Annotated in this window: 16 protein-coding genes and 1 other annotated feature; of the genes, 3 read left to right on the plus strand and 13 right to left on the minus strand. The window is 43.2% G+C overall.

Going from position 1 to position 17,254, the window contains the following annotated elements:
• Positions 1-590: 590 nt before the first annotated feature.
• Genes D8792_RS07280 through rpiA form a run of 4 tightly spaced genes read right to left on the minus strand, consistent with a single transcriptional unit; the run spans position 591 to position 4,620 of the window.
• Positions 591-1,874 (minus strand): chloride channel protein, encoded by a 1,284-nt coding sequence (locus D8792_RS07280; RefSeq protein WP_125373507.1) that lies wholly within the window; start codon positions 1,872-1,874, stop codon positions 591-593.
• Positions 1,875-1,876: 2 nt separating this feature from the next.
• Complete coding sequence (locus tag D8792_RS07285) at positions 1,877-2,689, minus strand: purine-nucleoside phosphorylase (RefSeq protein WP_125373508.1); 813 nt, start codon at positions 2,687-2,689, stop codon at positions 1,877-1,879.
• Positions 2,690-2,717: 28 nt separating this feature from the next.
• Positions 2,718-3,929: a phosphopentomutase gene (locus tag D8792_RS07290; RefSeq protein WP_125373509.1), complete on the minus strand. Its 1,212-nt coding sequence runs from the start codon at positions 3,927-3,929 to the stop codon at positions 2,718-2,720.
• Positions 3,930-3,942: 13 nt separating this feature from the next.
• Positions 3,943-4,620, minus strand: a complete 678-nt coding sequence (gene rpiA / locus D8792_RS07295; protein ID WP_061423124.1) for a ribose-5-phosphate isomerase RpiA — start codon at positions 4,618-4,620, stop codon at positions 3,943-3,945.
• A 226-nt stretch (positions 4,621-4,846) separates the two neighbouring features.
• On the opposite strand from rpiA, the gene D8792_RS07300 reads away from it, so the two are divergent.
• The 3 genes from D8792_RS07300 to D8792_RS07310 all read left to right on the plus strand — a co-directional run bounded on the left by D8792_RS07300 (position 4,847) and on the right by D8792_RS07310 (position 7,255).
• Positions 4,847-5,464, plus strand: a complete 618-nt coding sequence (locus D8792_RS07300; protein ID WP_125373510.1) for a CD20-like domain-containing protein — start codon at positions 4,847-4,849, stop codon at positions 5,462-5,464.
• A 230-nt stretch (positions 5,465-5,694) separates the two neighbouring features.
• Positions 5,695-7,068, plus strand: coding sequence for a tRNA uridine-5-carboxymethylaminomethyl(34) synthesis GTPase MnmE (gene mnmE / locus D8792_RS07305; RefSeq protein WP_125373511.1), 1,374 nt, complete (start codon positions 5,695-5,697; stop codon positions 7,066-7,068).
• A 1-nt stretch (position 7,069) separates the two neighbouring features.
• On the plus strand, positions 7,070-7,255 hold the full coding sequence (locus D8792_RS07310; protein ID WP_125373512.1) for a hypothetical protein: 186 nt from the start codon (positions 7,070-7,072) through the stop codon (positions 7,253-7,255).
• A 106-nt stretch (positions 7,256-7,361) separates the two neighbouring features.
• On the opposite strand, the gene D8792_RS07315 is transcribed toward D8792_RS07310, so the two are convergent.
• The 9 genes from D8792_RS07315 to trpX all read right to left on the minus strand — a co-directional run bounded on the left by D8792_RS07315 (position 7,362) and on the right by trpX (position 16,812).
• Entirely contained in the window at positions 7,362-8,027 is a 666-nt protein-coding gene (locus D8792_RS07315; protein WP_125373513.1) for an ABC transporter ATP-binding protein, read from the minus strand.
• Positions 8,028-9,089: an ABC transporter permease gene (locus D8792_RS07320; protein ID WP_185758428.1), complete on the minus strand. Its 1,062-nt coding sequence runs from the start codon at positions 9,087-9,089 to the stop codon at positions 8,028-8,030.
• Positions 9,090-9,342: 253 nt separating this feature from the next.
• Positions 9,343-9,774: an SP_0198 family lipoprotein gene (locus D8792_RS07325; RefSeq protein ID WP_125373514.1), complete on the minus strand. Its 432-nt coding sequence runs from the start codon at positions 9,772-9,774 to the stop codon at positions 9,343-9,345.
• Between the two features lie 161 nt (positions 9,775-9,935).
• Entirely contained in the window at positions 9,936-10,352 is a 417-nt protein-coding gene (locus tag D8792_RS07330; protein ID WP_125373515.1) for a YbgA family protein, read from the minus strand.
• 26 nt (positions 10,353-10,378) lie between these two features.
• The gene (locus tag D8792_RS07335; RefSeq protein WP_125373516.1) at positions 10,379-11,101 is read right to left on the minus strand and encodes a hypothetical protein; all 723 of its coding nucleotides are present in this window, start codon (positions 11,099-11,101) and stop codon (positions 10,379-10,381) included.
• A 117-nt stretch (positions 11,102-11,218) separates the two neighbouring features.
• Complete coding sequence (pheT, locus tag D8792_RS07340) at positions 11,219-13,666, minus strand: phenylalanine--tRNA ligase subunit beta (protein WP_376739439.1); 2,448 nt, start codon at positions 13,664-13,666, stop codon at positions 11,219-11,221.
• 99 nt (positions 13,667-13,765) lie between these two features.
• Positions 13,766-14,278, minus strand: a complete 513-nt coding sequence (locus tag D8792_RS07345; protein ID WP_125373517.1) for a GNAT family N-acetyltransferase — start codon at positions 14,276-14,278, stop codon at positions 13,766-13,768.
• Positions 14,279-14,445: 167 nt separating this feature from the next.
• On the minus strand, positions 14,446-15,492 hold the full coding sequence (gene pheS / locus D8792_RS07350) for a phenylalanine--tRNA ligase subunit alpha (RefSeq protein WP_125373518.1): 1,047 nt from the start codon (positions 15,490-15,492) through the stop codon (positions 14,446-14,448).
• Positions 15,493-15,804: 312 nt separating this feature from the next.
• Complete coding sequence (gene trpX / locus D8792_RS07355) at positions 15,805-16,812, minus strand: tryptophan ABC transporter substrate-binding protein (protein ID WP_125373519.1); 1,008 nt, start codon at positions 16,810-16,812, stop codon at positions 15,805-15,807.
• 123 nt (positions 16,813-16,935) lie between these two features.
• Positions 16,936-17,172: a binding site (T-box leader), on the minus strand.
• Between the last annotated feature and the right edge of the window lie 82 nt (positions 17,173-17,254).

The following is a 17,254-nucleotide window of genomic DNA, read 5'->3' on the forward strand; positions in this document are numbered from 1 at the left end:
AGATACCAAACCCGTCAAAAAGCGAAGGGAAAATAGGAGTTGGGTGCAGTGAGCGATGCTCGCTAGACCAACTATCTTTTTCCCACTGCTTTTAGGGTGGGTTCAATTCCTTTCTTTCTTAATTTTGATGATAAATAGGAGAATAGCACGGGTTCAATTCAAAACCAAACTACCCTACCTTTCAATGTTTTTAGAAAAGTTTCCCGCTCGTGTTCAAATTTGAACACACGCTCTACCTTTCTTTTTTTTTAAGATTCAGGATAGCGATAGAGAACCAAGCAAAAATAGGAAATCCGACAAAGATGCAAGGCATCTAGGAGGATTTATCTTTTTTACAAAGCCTCTAGCCCGAGTTCAATTTAAACTCAGACGCCCTTCCTTTCTGTGTTTTTAGAAAAGTTTCCCGCTCGTGTTCACATCTGAACACCTCACTCTACTTTTCTTTTTTAAATTTTATATAGTTAGGCAAAATCAGACTCAATCAAGACCCCGATGAGTCTTCTTTTCTTTGTTTCAAACAGTTATTGATAAATTGATAGTATTTTCTATCTTCGTAAGTTAAAGCCCTGACCAGAAGAAACTGTCGTTCCCTACCTTATTGCTCTATTCTTTAACTTTCGCCGTAATAGGTTAGCCCAAGGAAAACGGTCTAACGCTTTTGCAAATTCATGAGCTAAGAAAGCCGTTACTAATAGATAAGGAAGAGAATCTAAACCCAGACCAGTAAAGCCTATTACTAATCCGGTTGCAGACAAGGGAGCCCTCAAGGTTACAGACAAAAAGCAAACCGAACCTAAAAGTAAGATGGATGGATGTTTGCCATCACTTAGAATCATGCCCAAAAGAGCAGCTCCAGCCATCCCCAAGGCAAAAGATGGCGTAAGAGTACCACCATAGGCCCCTGCCCAAAGGATAATAAGAACGACCACTGCTTTTAGGAAAAACATGAGAAGTACTGTCTCACCACTGCTACCATTTAAAATTTCCTGAGCCATCATGCGCCCATTTCCAAGTAGATGTGGCAAATGACTTACCAGACCAACAAGGAAAAGAAAAGCTAAGGGAAGAGTGAGGAGTATCCGTTTATCTTTTATTCTATTTGAAGATGCTTCTTTGTTTAGGCAACCAAAAAGCCAAGCCAAAGGCGTTAGAAAAAGAAGTAATAAGGGGATAATCCATATTTCCCTTAGTGACCATGTGATGGATGGAATCTGGTAGAGAGCATGATTTGAAATAACTAGGCCTGCTGTATAGGTAGACACGTAGGTGGTCAAACCGACCAAGAAAAATCGTTTGAGGGATAAAGCAATCCCGAGGGTTTCAAAAACGAAAAAAACACTTGTTAATGGAACCTGATAGACAGCCGCTAAGCCAGCTCCTGAACCACAAGCAATGAGAAAGATCCGATCCTTCGTAGAGAGAAAGCACATTTTTCCTATTGGTCCTGCAAATAGAGCACCAATCTCCCGCGGTGCAGCTTCTTTACCAATAGGTGCTCCTCCTCCAACTGCAATAATCTGCCAAGTTGAATGAAATAGCTGTTTTAAAAAATGAAGCTTGTATTGTGCAGTTTCATCCTTCAACTGCGCTTTGATGGAAAAAATCTTTGTTTTCTTTTGCAATAAATACCAGACCAAGGACGAGCTGACGCCCACAATTATTAAATTTAGTCCTATCCGTGACGAGGAAACCCCATCTGTCAAGAAACCAGTTTTATGTTCTGACTGACCAAAAGCTAACTCCTCTACCATCTCTAAAAGATAATGGAGAAATATACCAGATAAACCCGAAACTATTCCTTGCAGAATCACTGCTAGGAATAACTTAAGATTATAAGGGATCCTCTGAAAAATACTCTTCAATTCTTTTAGCATAATTACAATTCAGCAAGAATCGCTTTAAGTAGTCGTTTGAAATCACCTTTGACACGCTCTGTTACTTCAACCACTTCCTCGTGATTAAGCTCTTCTTGGAAACCGGCAGCATGATTGGTAATGCATGAAATTCCGAGGACTTTCAAGCCTGAGTGGGCAGCCACGATGACTTCTGGAACAGTAGACATGCCAACTGCATCTGCTCCGAGTGTCTTATAAGCACGGATTTCTGCTGGCGTTTCGTAAGTTGGACCGGTAACACCGATATAGACACCATCATCCAGCTTAATGCCAAGCTTATCAGCGACTTGATGAGCAGTTACACGGTATTCTGGAGTGTAAGATTTAGACATATCAGGGAAACGTGGGCCAAATTCATCCAAGTTTTCACCGATCAAAGGATTTTGACCCGTCATGTTGATATGGTCTGAAATAGCCATCAAAGTACCAGGACCATATCCAATACCACCGGCAGCATTTGTCACAATAACACCTGTCGCACCAAGAGCCTTCATCACGCGCACCGGGAAAGTAACAACTTCGAGAGGATTTCCTTCGTAGAAATGGAAACGACCTTGCAGTGCCAAGACTTTGCGCCCTGCCAAATCTCCATAGACTAATTTACCAGCGTGCCCAACGACAGTTGAGCGGCCCCAGTTTGGAATGTCCGCATAGTCAAGACTAACAGCATTTTCAATTTCAGAAGCCAATTCTCCCAAACCAGATCCCAAAATCAGACCAAACTCAGGCTCCGTCATGCCTTTTTCTTTCAGAAAGGCTGCTGTTGCTTTGATTTTTTCTGATAAGCTTGTCATAAAACATTTCCTCACTCTCTTATAATGCTTATACCAATTTGTCCAAGAAGCTTTCACCAATCATGGCCTTATCCACACCGAAGTTGTCAGCGATGGTTGCTGAAATGTCCGCAAAATGTCCGACAGGCAAGTGACCATTCCCCTTGAGGGATTTACCAAAGACCAAGAGCGGAATGTACTCACGAGTGTGATCTGTTCCGGCATAGGTCGGGTCATTACCATGGTCAGCGGTAATCATGAGCAAATCATCTTCACGCATGTTTTCAATGATTTCTGGCAAGCGAGCGTCAAACTCTTGCAGACAATCACGGTAGCCATGCGGATTACGACGGTGACCATAAAGAGCATCGAAGTCCACCAAGTTGGTAAATGAGAAGCCGTACTTGAAGTCCTCAGACTGGATAGCCTTGACTAGATTGTCCACTCCATGATTATTGGATTGGTTGTGTCCCATGTCGTGGTTGATACCTGCACCGTTGAAGATATCGTTTATCTTACCAACAGAATAAGTATCAATGCCAGCTTCATTGAGCTTGTCCAAAACAGTTGGCACAAATGGAGAAACTGCATAGTCATGACGATTGGCTGTACGAGTGAAGTTGCCTGGCTCACCTACATAAGGGCGAGCGATGATCCGTCCTAGAAGCGCAGGGCGTTCCAAGGTAATAGAGCGGGCGAATTCACAGATACGATAGAGCTCTTCCAAAGGAATCACTTCTTCGTGGGCCGCAATTTGAAGAACTGGATCTGCAGAAGTATAGATAATCAATTCGCCAGTTTCCATCTGACGAGGACCGAAGTCGTCAATAACTGCCGTGCCAGAATAAGGTTTGTTCGCCTCACGAATAACCTTGCGACCAGAAAATTCTTCAATTTTAGTCAAGATTTCCTCTGGGAAGCCATTCCAGAAAGTATCAAAAGGCTCAGTAATGTTCAGACCCATGATTTCCCAGTGGCCTGTCATCGTGTCTTTACCTAAAGAAACTTCTTCTAATTTAGTATAGTAACCACTTGGATTTTCCTCAGCTGGTACAGTTTTCAAGGCTTGCTCACGCTCGATATTGCCCAAGCCCAGCTTAGCCATATTTGGCACTTCTAGGCCGACTGCTTTAGAAATGTGTCCCAGCGTATCGGAAGCTCCATCTGGCACCCCTGCATTAACAAAATTGTTAGCATCTGGTGCTGCCCCAATGCCGACTGAGTCCATAACGACTAAGTGAATACGATTAAATTTTGACATGAAAACCTCTTTTCTAGTTATTTGCTTCTAAAATGTTCACGCCACCTTGACCAGCGACGATCACCTTGTTGACCATTTGGGTGAAAAGACCGTGCTCAACAACACCCACGATATGATCTAATTCTCGGCCAAATTCGACTGGATTTTCGATTACACCTAAATCTAGATCAATAATGAAGTTCTGCATATCCGTGATAAAACGTTGGCCATTTTTTTCACGGAAACTTGGCTTGTAGCCTGCCTTAGCAAAGCGACGGAAAACTTGTTCCGCACCATACTGCACTACTTCGACTGGCAACTTAAAAGCACCTAGCTTTTGAACCAATTTGCTTTCATCAACCACCCAGATGTAGTCCTTGGTAGGTGTCGCGACAACTTTCTCCATCAGCAAGGCTCCGCCTCCGCCTTTGATGCCGTTGAACTGAGGATCCACTTCATCAGCTCCATCAACGGTCACATCGACCTGATCCACTTCATCGATGGATTTCAGCGGAATGCCCAAGCCTTCTGCTTGCTTGCTAGTCACGCTAGAGGTGGTGACTGCAGTAATCTGCAAACCTTCCTCTTTGATACGTCGACCAATTTCCTCGACAAAATAGTAAGCAGTCGAACCTGTTCCCAGACCGACCACCATCCCGTCTTCGACAAATTCAGCAGCCTTGATGCCTGCTAGTTTCTTTAGAGTTTCCATAGCACCTCCTCAAATCAACTATGTTTAGTATATCACAATTCTTTGAAATTTGAAAGTGTTTTCAGCTCTTTAAACGGTTCATCGCACTTTAACAGTGCTTCATTTTAAGAAAATCTCCTTAAAATCTTGCTCCTAGTTCTATTTTACGCTACAATGAAGATAGGTAAATTATTGAAAGAAATACATATTTCAAGTAGTAAACCATAGAAAATCTAAGGAGGTTGTTATGATGCAGCAAGAAAATAAAGTTTTAGGTATTTTAGCCATTGTCTTTGGAGCAATCGCTTTACTTGGCTCCTGGATACCAATCATCAATTATCTATCTTTTTTTATCGGTACTATTGCTCTTATCCTTGCTATTATCGGTCTCATTATTAACCAAAAGAAACCGAAAACTTTGGCTATAATTGGCTCTGTCATTTCCTTTTTCTCCTTAATCATCGCACTTGTCACTCTATCATTCTATTCCCGTATGTTCAATGAGATGGGAAAAGGACTTGATGTTCTGACAAACTCTTATAGTTCCTATTTTGATTCGTCAGAAAGAAAAGAAGAAAAGGAAAAAGAAGAAAGTACGACGTTTACATGGACAAAAGCAGAATTTGATGCACTCAAAGAGGGTGATATTTTGAAAAGAGGTGCAGGCGGAACAAAATACGACGACGTCATTCGCGACCACGGCACACCAACTGACGAAACTACTTCTACTGTCAGCGGCTCTGAATTAAAAACCATCACCTACTTACCAGGAGGAAGCAAGTATCAAGCCGTCGTCCTAACTTTTTCAAAAAATGAAGACGGTTCTTTCCTACTGACTAGCAAGATAGGAACAGGTTTAGAGTAAAATACATTTCCTACCCAACAGCTGTTTTTCTTTTATGAGTATTGGTAAAATCAAGGAAGAAACTCTAGCCGTCAGTCGCATTTTACTAAGGCACAAGGATTTAACTACCACTTTCTCACTATACCTATTAATTAATGCAAAACAAGGACAAAATGATGCAAAAGTCTCAAAAACTTTTTGGGTGAATTTTGGGCGGATACCTGCAAAATAGATTTCCAGAAAGGATATATATGATAACACGAGAATTTGATACCATCGCTGCCATTTCGACCCCTCTTGGGGAAGGAGCCATCGGTATCGTCAGACTAAGCGGGACTGACAGCTTTGCTATTGCCAAAAAAATCTTTAAAGGCAAGGACCTAGACAAAGTTGCCAGCCACACACTCAACTACGGTCATATCATCGACTCTCAAAATCAGGAGATTCTGGATGAGGTCATGGTCGGGGCTATGCGTTCTCCCAAGACCTTCACGCGCGAGGACATCATAGAGATCAATACCCACGGTGGGATTGCGGTGACTAATGAAATCCTACAGCTGGCTATCCGAGAAGGGGCTAGAATGGCAGAGCCTGGCGAGTTTACCAAGCGGGCCTTTCTCAATGGGCGCGTAGATTTGACTCAGGCTGAGGCCGTTATGGACATCATCCGCGCCAAGACAGATAAAGCCATGAACAATGCTGTCAAGCAGTTGGACGGCTCTCTTTCCGACCTTATCAATAGCACCCGTCAGGAAATCCTCAACACACTGGCTCAGGTCGAGGTCAACATCGACTATCCTGAGTACGACGATGTTGAGGAAGCAACGACGGAAATCATTCGTGAAAAAACGCTAGAATTTGAGCAACTTCTGACCCATCTTCTCAAAACTGCACGACGAGGCAAGATTCTGCGCGAAGGAATTTCGACTGCTATCATCGGTCGACCTAATGTTGGCAAATCCAGCCTCCTCAACAATCTTCTGCGTGAGGACAAGGCCATTGTGACCGATATCGAGGGGACAACTCGTGATGTGATTGAGGAGTACGTCAATATCAACGGCGTACCGCTCAAGCTTATTGACACCGCAGGCATTCGGGAAACGGATGATCTGGTAGAGCAGATTGGCGTGGAGCGCTCTAAAAAAGCCTTGCAGGAAGCTGACTTGGTTCTCTTGGTTCTCAATGCTAGCGAGCAACTAACTGACCAAGACAAACAATTGCTTGAAATCAGCCAAGACAGCAATCGTATCGTCCTGCTGAACAAGACTGACCTTGAAGAGAGGATTGAACTAGACCAGCTACCAGCAGATGCTATCAAGATTTCCGTCCTCCACAATCAAAATATTGATAAAATCGAGGATCGCATCAACCAGCTCTTCTTTGAGAATGCTGGAATTGTCGAGCAAGACGCCACCTATCTGTCAAATGCCCGCCACATCTCTCTCATCGAAAAGGCTGTCGAAAGCCTGCAAGCCGTTAATCAGGGGTTAGAACTAGGCATGCCTGTGGATCTCCTCCAAGTCGATCTGACTCGTACTTGGGAAATCCTAGGAGAAATCACTGGTGACGCTGCGCCAGACGAGCTCATTACCCAACTCTTCAGCCAATTCTGCCTAGGAAAATAATATGGGAATCACAGAGTTTATCAAAGCAAAAAATCTAGGCGAATACCTAGAAAGTCGAAAGAATGGGCAAGTCAGAGAACGCATCCAAAAACGCAGCTGGTTGGAGGTTCTCCTCCACAAGGCCCGCACTACCACAATAAATCCTGAAAATCACCAAAAAATGAAGAAAACGAAACACGGTTCTTGAAAAACAGAACCGTGTTTGTTTGTCTATTCAATCTAACTGAATATTTGCCTGATTATGAAGCGAGGCACTCTCCTTGTCCCAAGCTATTTTTTGCTTGGCTACATCTTTATCGGACTTGAGTCAGCACTCCGTCTTGCATTTCATAGACCTTGTCAACCTCGTCCAGTAGGCGGGTATCATGGGTAATCATGACTACGCTCTTGTTGAATTTTTGAGTCACTTCTTTGAGCAGATGGACCACGCGCTTAGCCCGCTCCGTATCCAGACTAGCTGTCGGCTCATCAGCCAAGATAATATCAGGGCTGTTGTAAAGCGCTCTAGCGATAGCAGCCCTCTGCCTTTCCCCGCCAGACAATTCTTTGGGATACTGCTTGAGCGTGTTTTTTAGATCTAGCAGCTCAATCAAACTGTCCAGATCTGTCCTTTCTTTTTTAGACAAACGATCAATTAGCTGAAACTGGTCTTCGATTTTCAAAAAAGGAATGAGATTGGAAGCCTGCAAAATAAAGCCAAAATCATTGAAGCGTAGAGCAACCCTTTCCTTTTCCTTGAGCTGGGAAGTATCCTTCCCATGCAGCAGAATCTGTCCTTTTGAGGGAGTTTGCAAATGGCCCAGCAGGGTCAGAAAGGTTGTTTTACCCGACCCTGACGGCCCAATAATAGCTACAAACTGCCCCGCTTCCAGTTGGAAATCAGTTGGTTTCAAGGCTTGGACCAGTGTATGTCCCTGACCATATTCTTTTGTAACCCCTTTTAGTTCTATAATTGACATTTACTCACCTCCAATCGCTGTGATAGGGTCAATTTTCAGAACCCGATGAATGGACAAGAGACCGCCAGCTAGAGACATGAAAATAATCAGAACAATCAATCCAGCATAAGCTCTCCAGTCACTGTAAAAAGGCATAGAAGCCGGCAAGACTAGCTGGGTTCCCAAAAGAGCCAAGACAGCTAAGCTGATTCCCAGAGTGGACAGGATGAAAATCTGCCAGAAAATAGAAGCAATAATCTTCCCACTGGCAATCCCTTGGGCACGCATAATACCGTAAAGTTGAGTCTTCTGAATGGTGATGATGTACATGAAAATCCCCAATACTAAAAAGGTAATCAGAACCATGGCCCCAATCATAAAGGAAAAAGTCAGAACCTGAGGCTGATAGCCAGGGATATTTTCTATAAAATCACTCATAGACAGCTGACTAAGCCCAGTTTCTTCAATCTTTTGACTATCTTTGACCACAAGTGCGCTGATATTCTTAACCTGACTAGAGCCATACTTTAATTCCCTGAAATCTTCCAGCGCCATAAAGACAACTGGCTGAGTTAAGAAGCTGTTATCCTCTGTGAAACCAACAACTTGATAAAGGTGCTCACTACCATTGAGCTGGAGCTGGTCGCCCAGTTTCACACCTTTTTGCTGCAGGCGCTTATCCGCAATGACTTCATGAGCATTCTCAACAGGACGTCCCTCAATAATGTCAGGCGCCAGAAAACTATCCCAAGAAAGACCAAAAACTTGAGCGTTGAGTTTATCCGTTCCATCTTCATAATTGGCCACTGCTGCCATCTGTCCTAAAGCCGCAATTGAGTCGCCTTGAAGCAGGCGGCTGTACTCCTCTTCCTTGAGAGTCGAAGAAACCAGATTCTTATTGGCGTACTCTGACAAGACGATTGACTCAGCCTGCCATTGGTCGAGAGCCAAGCGATTGAGCCTAGCCAAACCAACGGAAAGACTGGATAAAAAGAAAACCATATAGGTAATGAGAAAGACCACAGCAACCACTAAACGATAACGCCCTCGGCTATAGACAATCTCTTTGAAAGCTAAAAACACGGCTACCCTCCTTTGAGATATTGAAGACCATTATATCATAAAGAAGCAAGCTGGAAAAACATATGAGACTAATGGTAACTAGATTCACACAAAAATCACTAAGTCATATAGCGATTCCCTAAGTAAGAAACATTCCTTGAAAGAAAATCACAAAATAAAAGAAACAAGGGCTTCAGTTCATCTACCGAAACCGTTCTTGTTTCTTTTTCTTTACGCTTCGCACACTCTTTTTCTGAGCAGATTGAGAAACGCTTCACTGCTTAGTAAAGGTCAGAGTATCTGGACCATCATCTAGTTCGTCCACAATCAGCTGATTGCCATTTTGTCGGTAACTTTTGACATCGTCACCGACAATTAGTCTTTGGTTCGCTGCATCTACTTGTACCTGTTTGATTTCCTTACTGCCATCGACCTCGGTCTCAGTCCAAGTACCAGTCCTACCATTGATTTCAAGGACATGTTGTTCTCCATCATGGTCGCTTGCTTGGTAGCGTCCGTTTAGATTGCTGGTCTGACCTGCATTGGATGAAGAAGTCTGTTCTTGCGCAGGCTGTGATGTTTGGCTTTGGGTATTTTGTGATGAACCAGTATTCCCTGTCTGGTTAGCATTGTTTGAGCAAGCAGCCAGTGAAACTGCTACTGTCAGAGATAGAATGCCGACAAAGGCCTTTTTTGAAATAGTCATATTGTTTTCTCCTTTTTCTACATTTGTAGTTTATAATTATATTCTACAATTGTCTGTTTTATTTGTCAATCATATAGCATTTTTTTATCTAAAAATAGAAAATTCTCCATCCTTACTTGACTGGAGATGTAGAATTTCTTGCTTCTTCTAGAGGATCAAAGCTAGTCATCCTTGATGGACGAGCGTTCTGCCTTATCACCAAATAACAGAGCAGAATTCTGCAGATAGGAATTGGGGTACTTTCGAAGCAAATCTTTTACAGCTTCTGCCAAAAACTTCTGCTCCACCTGACCTACTTGGTATCGCTCTAAAAGCAGCATAAAGTTTTCTTTTTCAGCTGGGAGGGCTTTTTTCTTAAAATAGCCCCAAACATGCTGAAAGGCATTGCAGACCTGACCGCGATTTTCAGGCAGGGCTACCGCCTGATCAATCAAGTCTTGGACATGTGCTGCTTCCACCAAATCGCTTTTCAGATACTGACGGATTTCCAGATAGATCTTACTGGAATGACTGAGCACCAGATACTTATTTTTAGCCCAAAGAGTCTGACATTGGGAGATTTGGCTTACATTTTCCATGATTAATATTCCTACAATCTTTCCTTTTATTCCGGAAAAATCCATTCGATATGCGGAACTCGTTTACTGATTTCTTTATAAATCGTATTGAAATCAGCATCAACAAGATCATTCAAGTCAATCTCTTCCAATGTTTTTCCTTCTTCGTCTTTAAAATAAAGTATACGATAAGTTGATCTCGAATTTTTAGAATAAGCACGTCTAATTTCATACTCGATTTGCTTAATATTTGTTAAATCAATGTGGTTTATATCTTGGAAAACAGAGGGTTTGACATCAATCTTATCATCAGAAATGGTAAAAGCTGCAGGCTCATGAGCTTTCTTATAAGCCGAAACACCTAAAATAATAACTATAACACCTGCACCAATTAGAATTGGGCCCACATATTCTTTATCTTGATTGAGAATTTCTTGCTCAGATTCCTTTTCTCTTCGGATAGAATCCTGTTCGGACTTTAATTGTTTATTATAGGTCTCTACAAAAGCTTGTAGCCTTTTTTCTTCCTCTTCTGGTGTTTCATTCTCAGGTGCAAAATCCGAATTAACCAAGGTTTTGGCTTTTTCAATAGTCATCGGGCTTTCATTCAACCTTGCTTCTTTTCGTTCAGATTCTAGCTGTTCCAAGCTATCACTATGGTTCCTACCACTACTATTTGGTGATTGCATTACTCCAATGAATATGAAGGCTCCAATAATAACAATAATAATAGCTACAATTTCACCCGCATAACTCCTCTTATATTCCACACAAATCTCCTTTACACCACATTATTTAATAGAACAAGAATACCATAAATTAAGCATTTTATAAAGTATCATTTTATTAAAGAAGCAGCCCTTAAGGACTGCTTCTCTTTGTATATACTAGCGCACTTCTGCTCCGACATTTTCTTCTAAGGATTTTTGGATTTTTTCCATGTATTTAGCGACTTCATCATCGGTTAAGCTGTCTTCTGGATTTTGGAAGGTCAGTGTGTAGGCCATAGACTTGAGGCCAACACCCAGCTTTTCACCAGAGAAGATATCGAAGAGCTTGATATCCGTCAAACGTTTCACTCCGGCAGCTTGAATCGCTTCAACAACCTGTCTGTGGCTGATTTCTGCTTTGAGCAACAAGGCCATATCACGAGTAACAGCTGGGAATTTGGTGATTTCTACAAACGGCTGTTCTGGCTCAAGACTCGCCTCAATAGCCGTCAGATTGAGCTCAGCCACATAGGTTTCTGGGATATCATAAGCCTTGGCCGTCACTGGATGAACCTGCCCAACATAGCCCACTGGCTGACCTTTGATCGAAATCAGCGCTGTCCGACCCGGGTGCAGACTCTTAAGTTGGTCAGTTGCTTGATAATCAGCTTCTAATCCTAGGCGGTCAAAGAGCGCTTCAACCACTCCCTTAGCGTAGAAGAAGTCCACAGGAGTCGCTGGCGTTTGGAAATCCTTTTCACTTACCAAGCCAGTTAGGGCAAAGGCAAAACTATTGATTTCATTAGGCAATTCTTCCTTCGGATTGCCTGTTTGTTCAAAGATTTTCCCAATTTCATAAAGGGCTAAATCCTTATTTTTACGAGCAACATTGTAGCTGACAGTATCCAGCATGCCTGAGAGCATATTTTGACGAAGAACACTGCGCTCCCTTGTCATAGGCCACATAAGCTCAGTCAGATTTGTAGGATTAAGCGTAAATTCGACAGCTTTTTCTGGCGTGGTCAAGGCATAGGAAATAATCTCGGTCAGACCTGCTCCTTCAGCCACCGTCCGAACCTTGCGACGTAGCTTCTGAGTGGCCGTCAATTCGCCAGCCGTTCCAGCATCTTGAGGTAGGGAAACTGGCAAACGGTCATAGCCATAAATACGAGCAATTTCCTCGTAAAGATCTGCTGGAATACTGATATCCCAACGACGAGCAGGCACGCTGACTGTAAACAAGTCCGCAGATCCGCTAAGACCAAAGCCTAGACGACGGAAAATATCTTCAATATCCGCGTAAGTCAAATCTGTTCCCAGAACTCGGTTAACATCAGAAAGGCTAGTCGAAACCTGCTTGTCAGTCGTATCTAATTGTCCTGCTTGGACAATACCAGCATGAACAGTTGCACCTGCCAAGTCAGCAATCATGCTTGCAGCAGCATCTAGAGCTTCAGTTACTGTTGCAAGGTTAATCCCTTTTTCAAAGCGTGCAGAAGACTCGGAACGCAAGCCCAGACGGCTGCTTGTCTTACGGATTGACTTGCCATTGAAGACAGCCGCTTCCAGAACGACACGAGTAGACTTACCAGAGATTTCCGTCGCTGCTCCGCCCATGACGCCTGCAAGGGCTACTGGCTTATCTGCCACAGTGATGACTAAATCGCCGACTTCCAGTTCACGCTCTTCGCCGTCCAGCGTCACCAGTTTTTCACCAGCACGCGCTTCCCGCACGACAATCTGATCGCCCTCAAATGTGTCCAGATCAAAGGCATGCATGGGCTGACCAAAGTAGAGTAAGATATAGTTAGTCACGTCCACTACATTGTTAATTGGACGGATTCCTTCGTTCATGAGGAGATTTTGCAGCCACTGAGGACTCGGAGCAATAGTCACATTGTCCAAAATGCGAGCGGCATAAAACGGTGCTTTTTCGCTCTCAATGGCAACAGACAAGCTAGCCGCAGCCTCTTTATCCCCTTCAATCAAAGGAAATTCTTTGAAATGAACAGGCTTATCGTAGATAGCTGCTACTTCGTGCGCCACCCCACGCATAGACAAAGCGTCAGCCCGGTTTGGCGTGATGGAAAGCTCGATAATTTCATCGTCCAGATCTAGATAAGGGAAAACCTCATCTCCTGGCACAGCACTATCTGGCAAAATTTGAATGCCATCCGCAAATTCCTTTGGAACAACAGAATCAGAAATCCCCAGCTCACCGAGTGAACAAATCATACCCAGCGACTCTAAACCGCGGATTTTCCCTTTTTTGATCTTATAATTATCTGCAATGCGAGCGCCTGGTACAGCCACCATGACTTTAATTCCAGCGCGGACATTCGGTGCGCCACAGACAATCTGGCGAGGCTCCTCTTCACCGACATTTACCTGACAGAGGTGCAGGTGAGTTTCAGGTACATCCTCACAGCTCAGAACTTCTCCGACAACAATTTTCGAAAGACCTTCAGCTGGCGAGCTGACTCCCTCTACTTCAATACCAGTTGTGGACATTTTCTCCGCCAGCTCGGCGCTTGTCACATCCAAATCAACCAGTTCTTTTAACCATTTATAACTAACTAACATATTGATGATTTTACGACCGACCAGCGCTAACTTTGATTTCATAGACAAAGCCAGTCCGTTCTATCTTCGGTCGTATTTGATTCCTCTCTATAAATTTCTGTTTTCACTAAAAACCCAATAAACAGCGATGTTATCGTCTTTTTAATTTAATTTCTTCCTTAAAAGCCAGTCAATATCGACCGTGTCACCAGTGATATATTCATGCTGGCTAAACCTCTCAAAGCCATATTTAAAGTAAAAGTTCTGCGCCTTGAAATTTCTTTCCCAAACGCCTAGCCAAGCCCAGCTAAAACCACGTTTCTCAGCTTCTGCTAGGGCGAATTCAAACATTTCCTTGCCCAAGCCGAGGCCCTGATGAGAGGCAAGCACATAAATCCGTTGAATTTCAAAGGAATCTTCCAACTCTTGCTCTGTCTGAGCCTGCCCCCAGTTACACTTGAGAAAACCAGCGATCTTTTGCTCCTTGTCCAGTACAAAATAATGCTCAGACTCAGGATTCGCCAACTCCCGCGCCAGCCTTTCACGCGCCAGCTCATGGGAAAAATAATGTTCCAAATCTTCTTGCTTGATGAAAGGACCAAAAGTTTCTTGGTAGGTCTGTACTTGTAACTCCCGCAAAATATCCAGATCTTCTGGCTGAACTCTAACTAACATAGGGCACTCCTTTCTCAGAAGCGGCTGTGAGCGATATTCCTAGCTAAAATTGTCTTATAAGCTAGTAATACTGATGAGCCTCTTTCCCATGCATTTCAAGTCCGCAAACATTGCTAATCAGGCTTTTCGTGATGGGATTGTTCAAAATAAGTTCTATTCTAAGCTTCTTACTTAAATTGCTCTGAAAAACGCACATCGCCTTGGTAGAAGCCACGGATATCGTTGATACCATAGCGAAGCATAGCCACCCGCTCTTGACCAAGCCCAAAGGCAAAGCCAGAATATTTCTCTGAATCAATGCCACTCATTTCCAAGACACTTGGGTGCACCATTCCAGCTCCCATGATTTCGATCCAGCCAGTCTTCTTGCAGACATTACAGCCGGCACCACCACACTTAAAGCAAGAGACATCCACTTCGACAGATGGCTCTGTGAATGGGAAGTAAGATGGACGCAGACGAATCTTACGATCCGCACCAAACATTTTTTGAATAATCAGCTGCAAGGTTCCTTGCAAATCAGCCATAGAGATATTTTCCCCTACGACCAGACCTTCAATCTGGTGAAACTGGTGAGAGTGAGTCGCATCGTCTGTATCGCGACGGAAAACACGTCCCGGAGAGATCATCTTAAGTGGCCCTTGGCTAAAATCATGGGCATCCATCGCACGAGCTTGGACAGGAGATGTGTGAGTACGCAAGAGGATCTCTTCTGTGATGTAGAAGGTATCCTGCATATCCCGCGCAGGGTGGTCTTTAGGCAGGTTCATCCGCTCAAAGTTGTAGTAGTCTGACTCAACCTCGAAACCATCCACGACCTGATAGCCCATACCGATAAAAATATCTTCGATTTCTTCACTCGTTTGGGTCAAAATATGGCGATTTCCAGCTGGAATCTTACGGCCAGGCAGGGTCACATCCAAGGCATCATTGGTCAGCTGGGCTGCGACTTTCTGCTCTTCCAAGATTTGAGCTGCTTCTTCAAAGGCCGCATTCAGCACATCTCGTGCTTCATTGACGTGCTTCCCGATAATAGGGCGCATCTCAGCAGAAACATCCTTCATCCCTTTGAGAATCTCAGTCAGACTTCCTTTTTTCCCTAGGACAGATACTTTCAGCTCCTGCATATCCTTAGCATTTTCCAGAGTAATGGTCTGCAATTGGGCTAAAGTTTCCTCACGCAGACTCTGCAATCGTTCTTCAATTGTTGACATAGTTCCTCCAAAATAAAAACCGCGGTCTCACTCACACCGAAGCGGAGCGTTGACACGCGGTACCATCCGTTTTTTATCTGGCAAGCCAGACCTTAATTACCAATCCCAAAGCAAGTGAATTCGCCTAGCTTTCATCTAGAGAGCTCTCAGTCGCTGGCTCCCCTCCCTGTCAAACTTCCCCTAGGTTACTGGTCTTGCGGATTGCTATTCAATTATAATTCATTCTAACAGATTTCTAAACATTTCGCAAGCTCAGTTATAGAATTTACAAGAAGAAAAAGAAGTCCATTGAGCAACGGACTTCCTTTCTCTCTATTTAATCACTTGTCCTGCTTCTTTGAGAGCATCTTCTGGTACAGTGATACCGAGTTCTTTGGCATTTTTAGTATTGATAACAGATTTACCTTTATCAAAAATATCTACTGCAGTATCAGCAGGCTTGGCACCTTTAAGGACTTTAGCAGCCATTTTACCTGTCGCAACACCGAGGTCATACTGGTCTACAACGACAGAGGCAAGACCGCCTTCTTCTACCATGGCTGTCGCACTTGGATAAATCGGTTTCTTAGCTTCTTTATTGCTGGACACGACTGTCGCAAATGCTGACGCAATGGTATTGTCAATTGGAATCCAGATAGCATCAACCTTACCAGTCATGACATTCATAGTTGAAGCAATTTCATTTGTTGAAGGAACAGAGTATTCCTCTACCTTGTAGCCTGCCTCTTCAGCTAATTTTTTGAACTCTTCTACCTGAGCTTTGGAGTTGTCTTCACTGCTAGAATAGAGGGCACCGATTGTTTTCACATTTGGCGTTAATTTTTTAATCAACTCTAGTTGTTGCTTAGCTGGATTGTGGTCAGAAACACCTGTGATATTACCACCTGGCTTTTCCAGATTTTTCACTAGGTTTGCTCCGACTGGATCTGTGATAGCTCCCATGACGATAGGCTTGTCCTTAGTAGCCGCAGCTAGTCCTTGCGCAGATGGAGTGGCAATCCCAATCAGCACATCATTGTCATTGGACACCAACTGCTTACTCATAGTAGAAACTTTGCTCTGATCTCCCTCAGCATTCATAAAGTCAATCTTGATCTTGTCACCCTTGTAGCCTTCCTCAGCTAGACCATCTTGAATTCCCTTGTAAATCAAATCAAGCGATGGATGGCTGACATACTGCAAGACACCAACCTTTACTGTCTTACTCTCATCGCCACTATTAGTAGCCTTGCTCTTGCTGCTCAAGCTGGAATAAGCCATCCCACCGATTACCAAAATAGCCAAGAGGCCCAAAATAGTCATTAAACGTTTATTTTTCATATTTTTTCTCCATTTCTTTATTCCATTTTTTCTATTCAATCCCTAGGGACGCCATCGTTTAAACATGGACATTTCTCCTTATTTTTTATAATAAGCAACAAAAAACCTCACACAGGTATTCTGTGTGAGGGCGTAAATCGCGGTGCCACCTCATTTATGGAAAAATAACTAGTCTTTCCCCATATCTCTGTCTTGTCATCAAACAAGCTGCACTGTAAGGTGTGCGCACCGAATTCTTATTGTTTCAAATTCATTTTATCAATTAGCCCAATTTCGTAAAGATTTGCTGCTCATTTCCACCAACCACAAGCTCGCTAAAAACAAATGCATCTACTACTTTTCTAATTTCCTATATTGTAAATTTTTCCTGAAGGGATGTCAAGGCTTTTTTGAAATTTTTTATAAAATGTTCGGTTTTTATTTATATTGATAATCATTGACA

The sequence above is a fragment of the Streptococcus cristatus genome, from assembly GCF_003943505.1.
Lineage (GTDB): Bacteria > Bacillota > Bacilli > Lactobacillales > Streptococcaceae > Streptococcus > Streptococcus cristatus_E.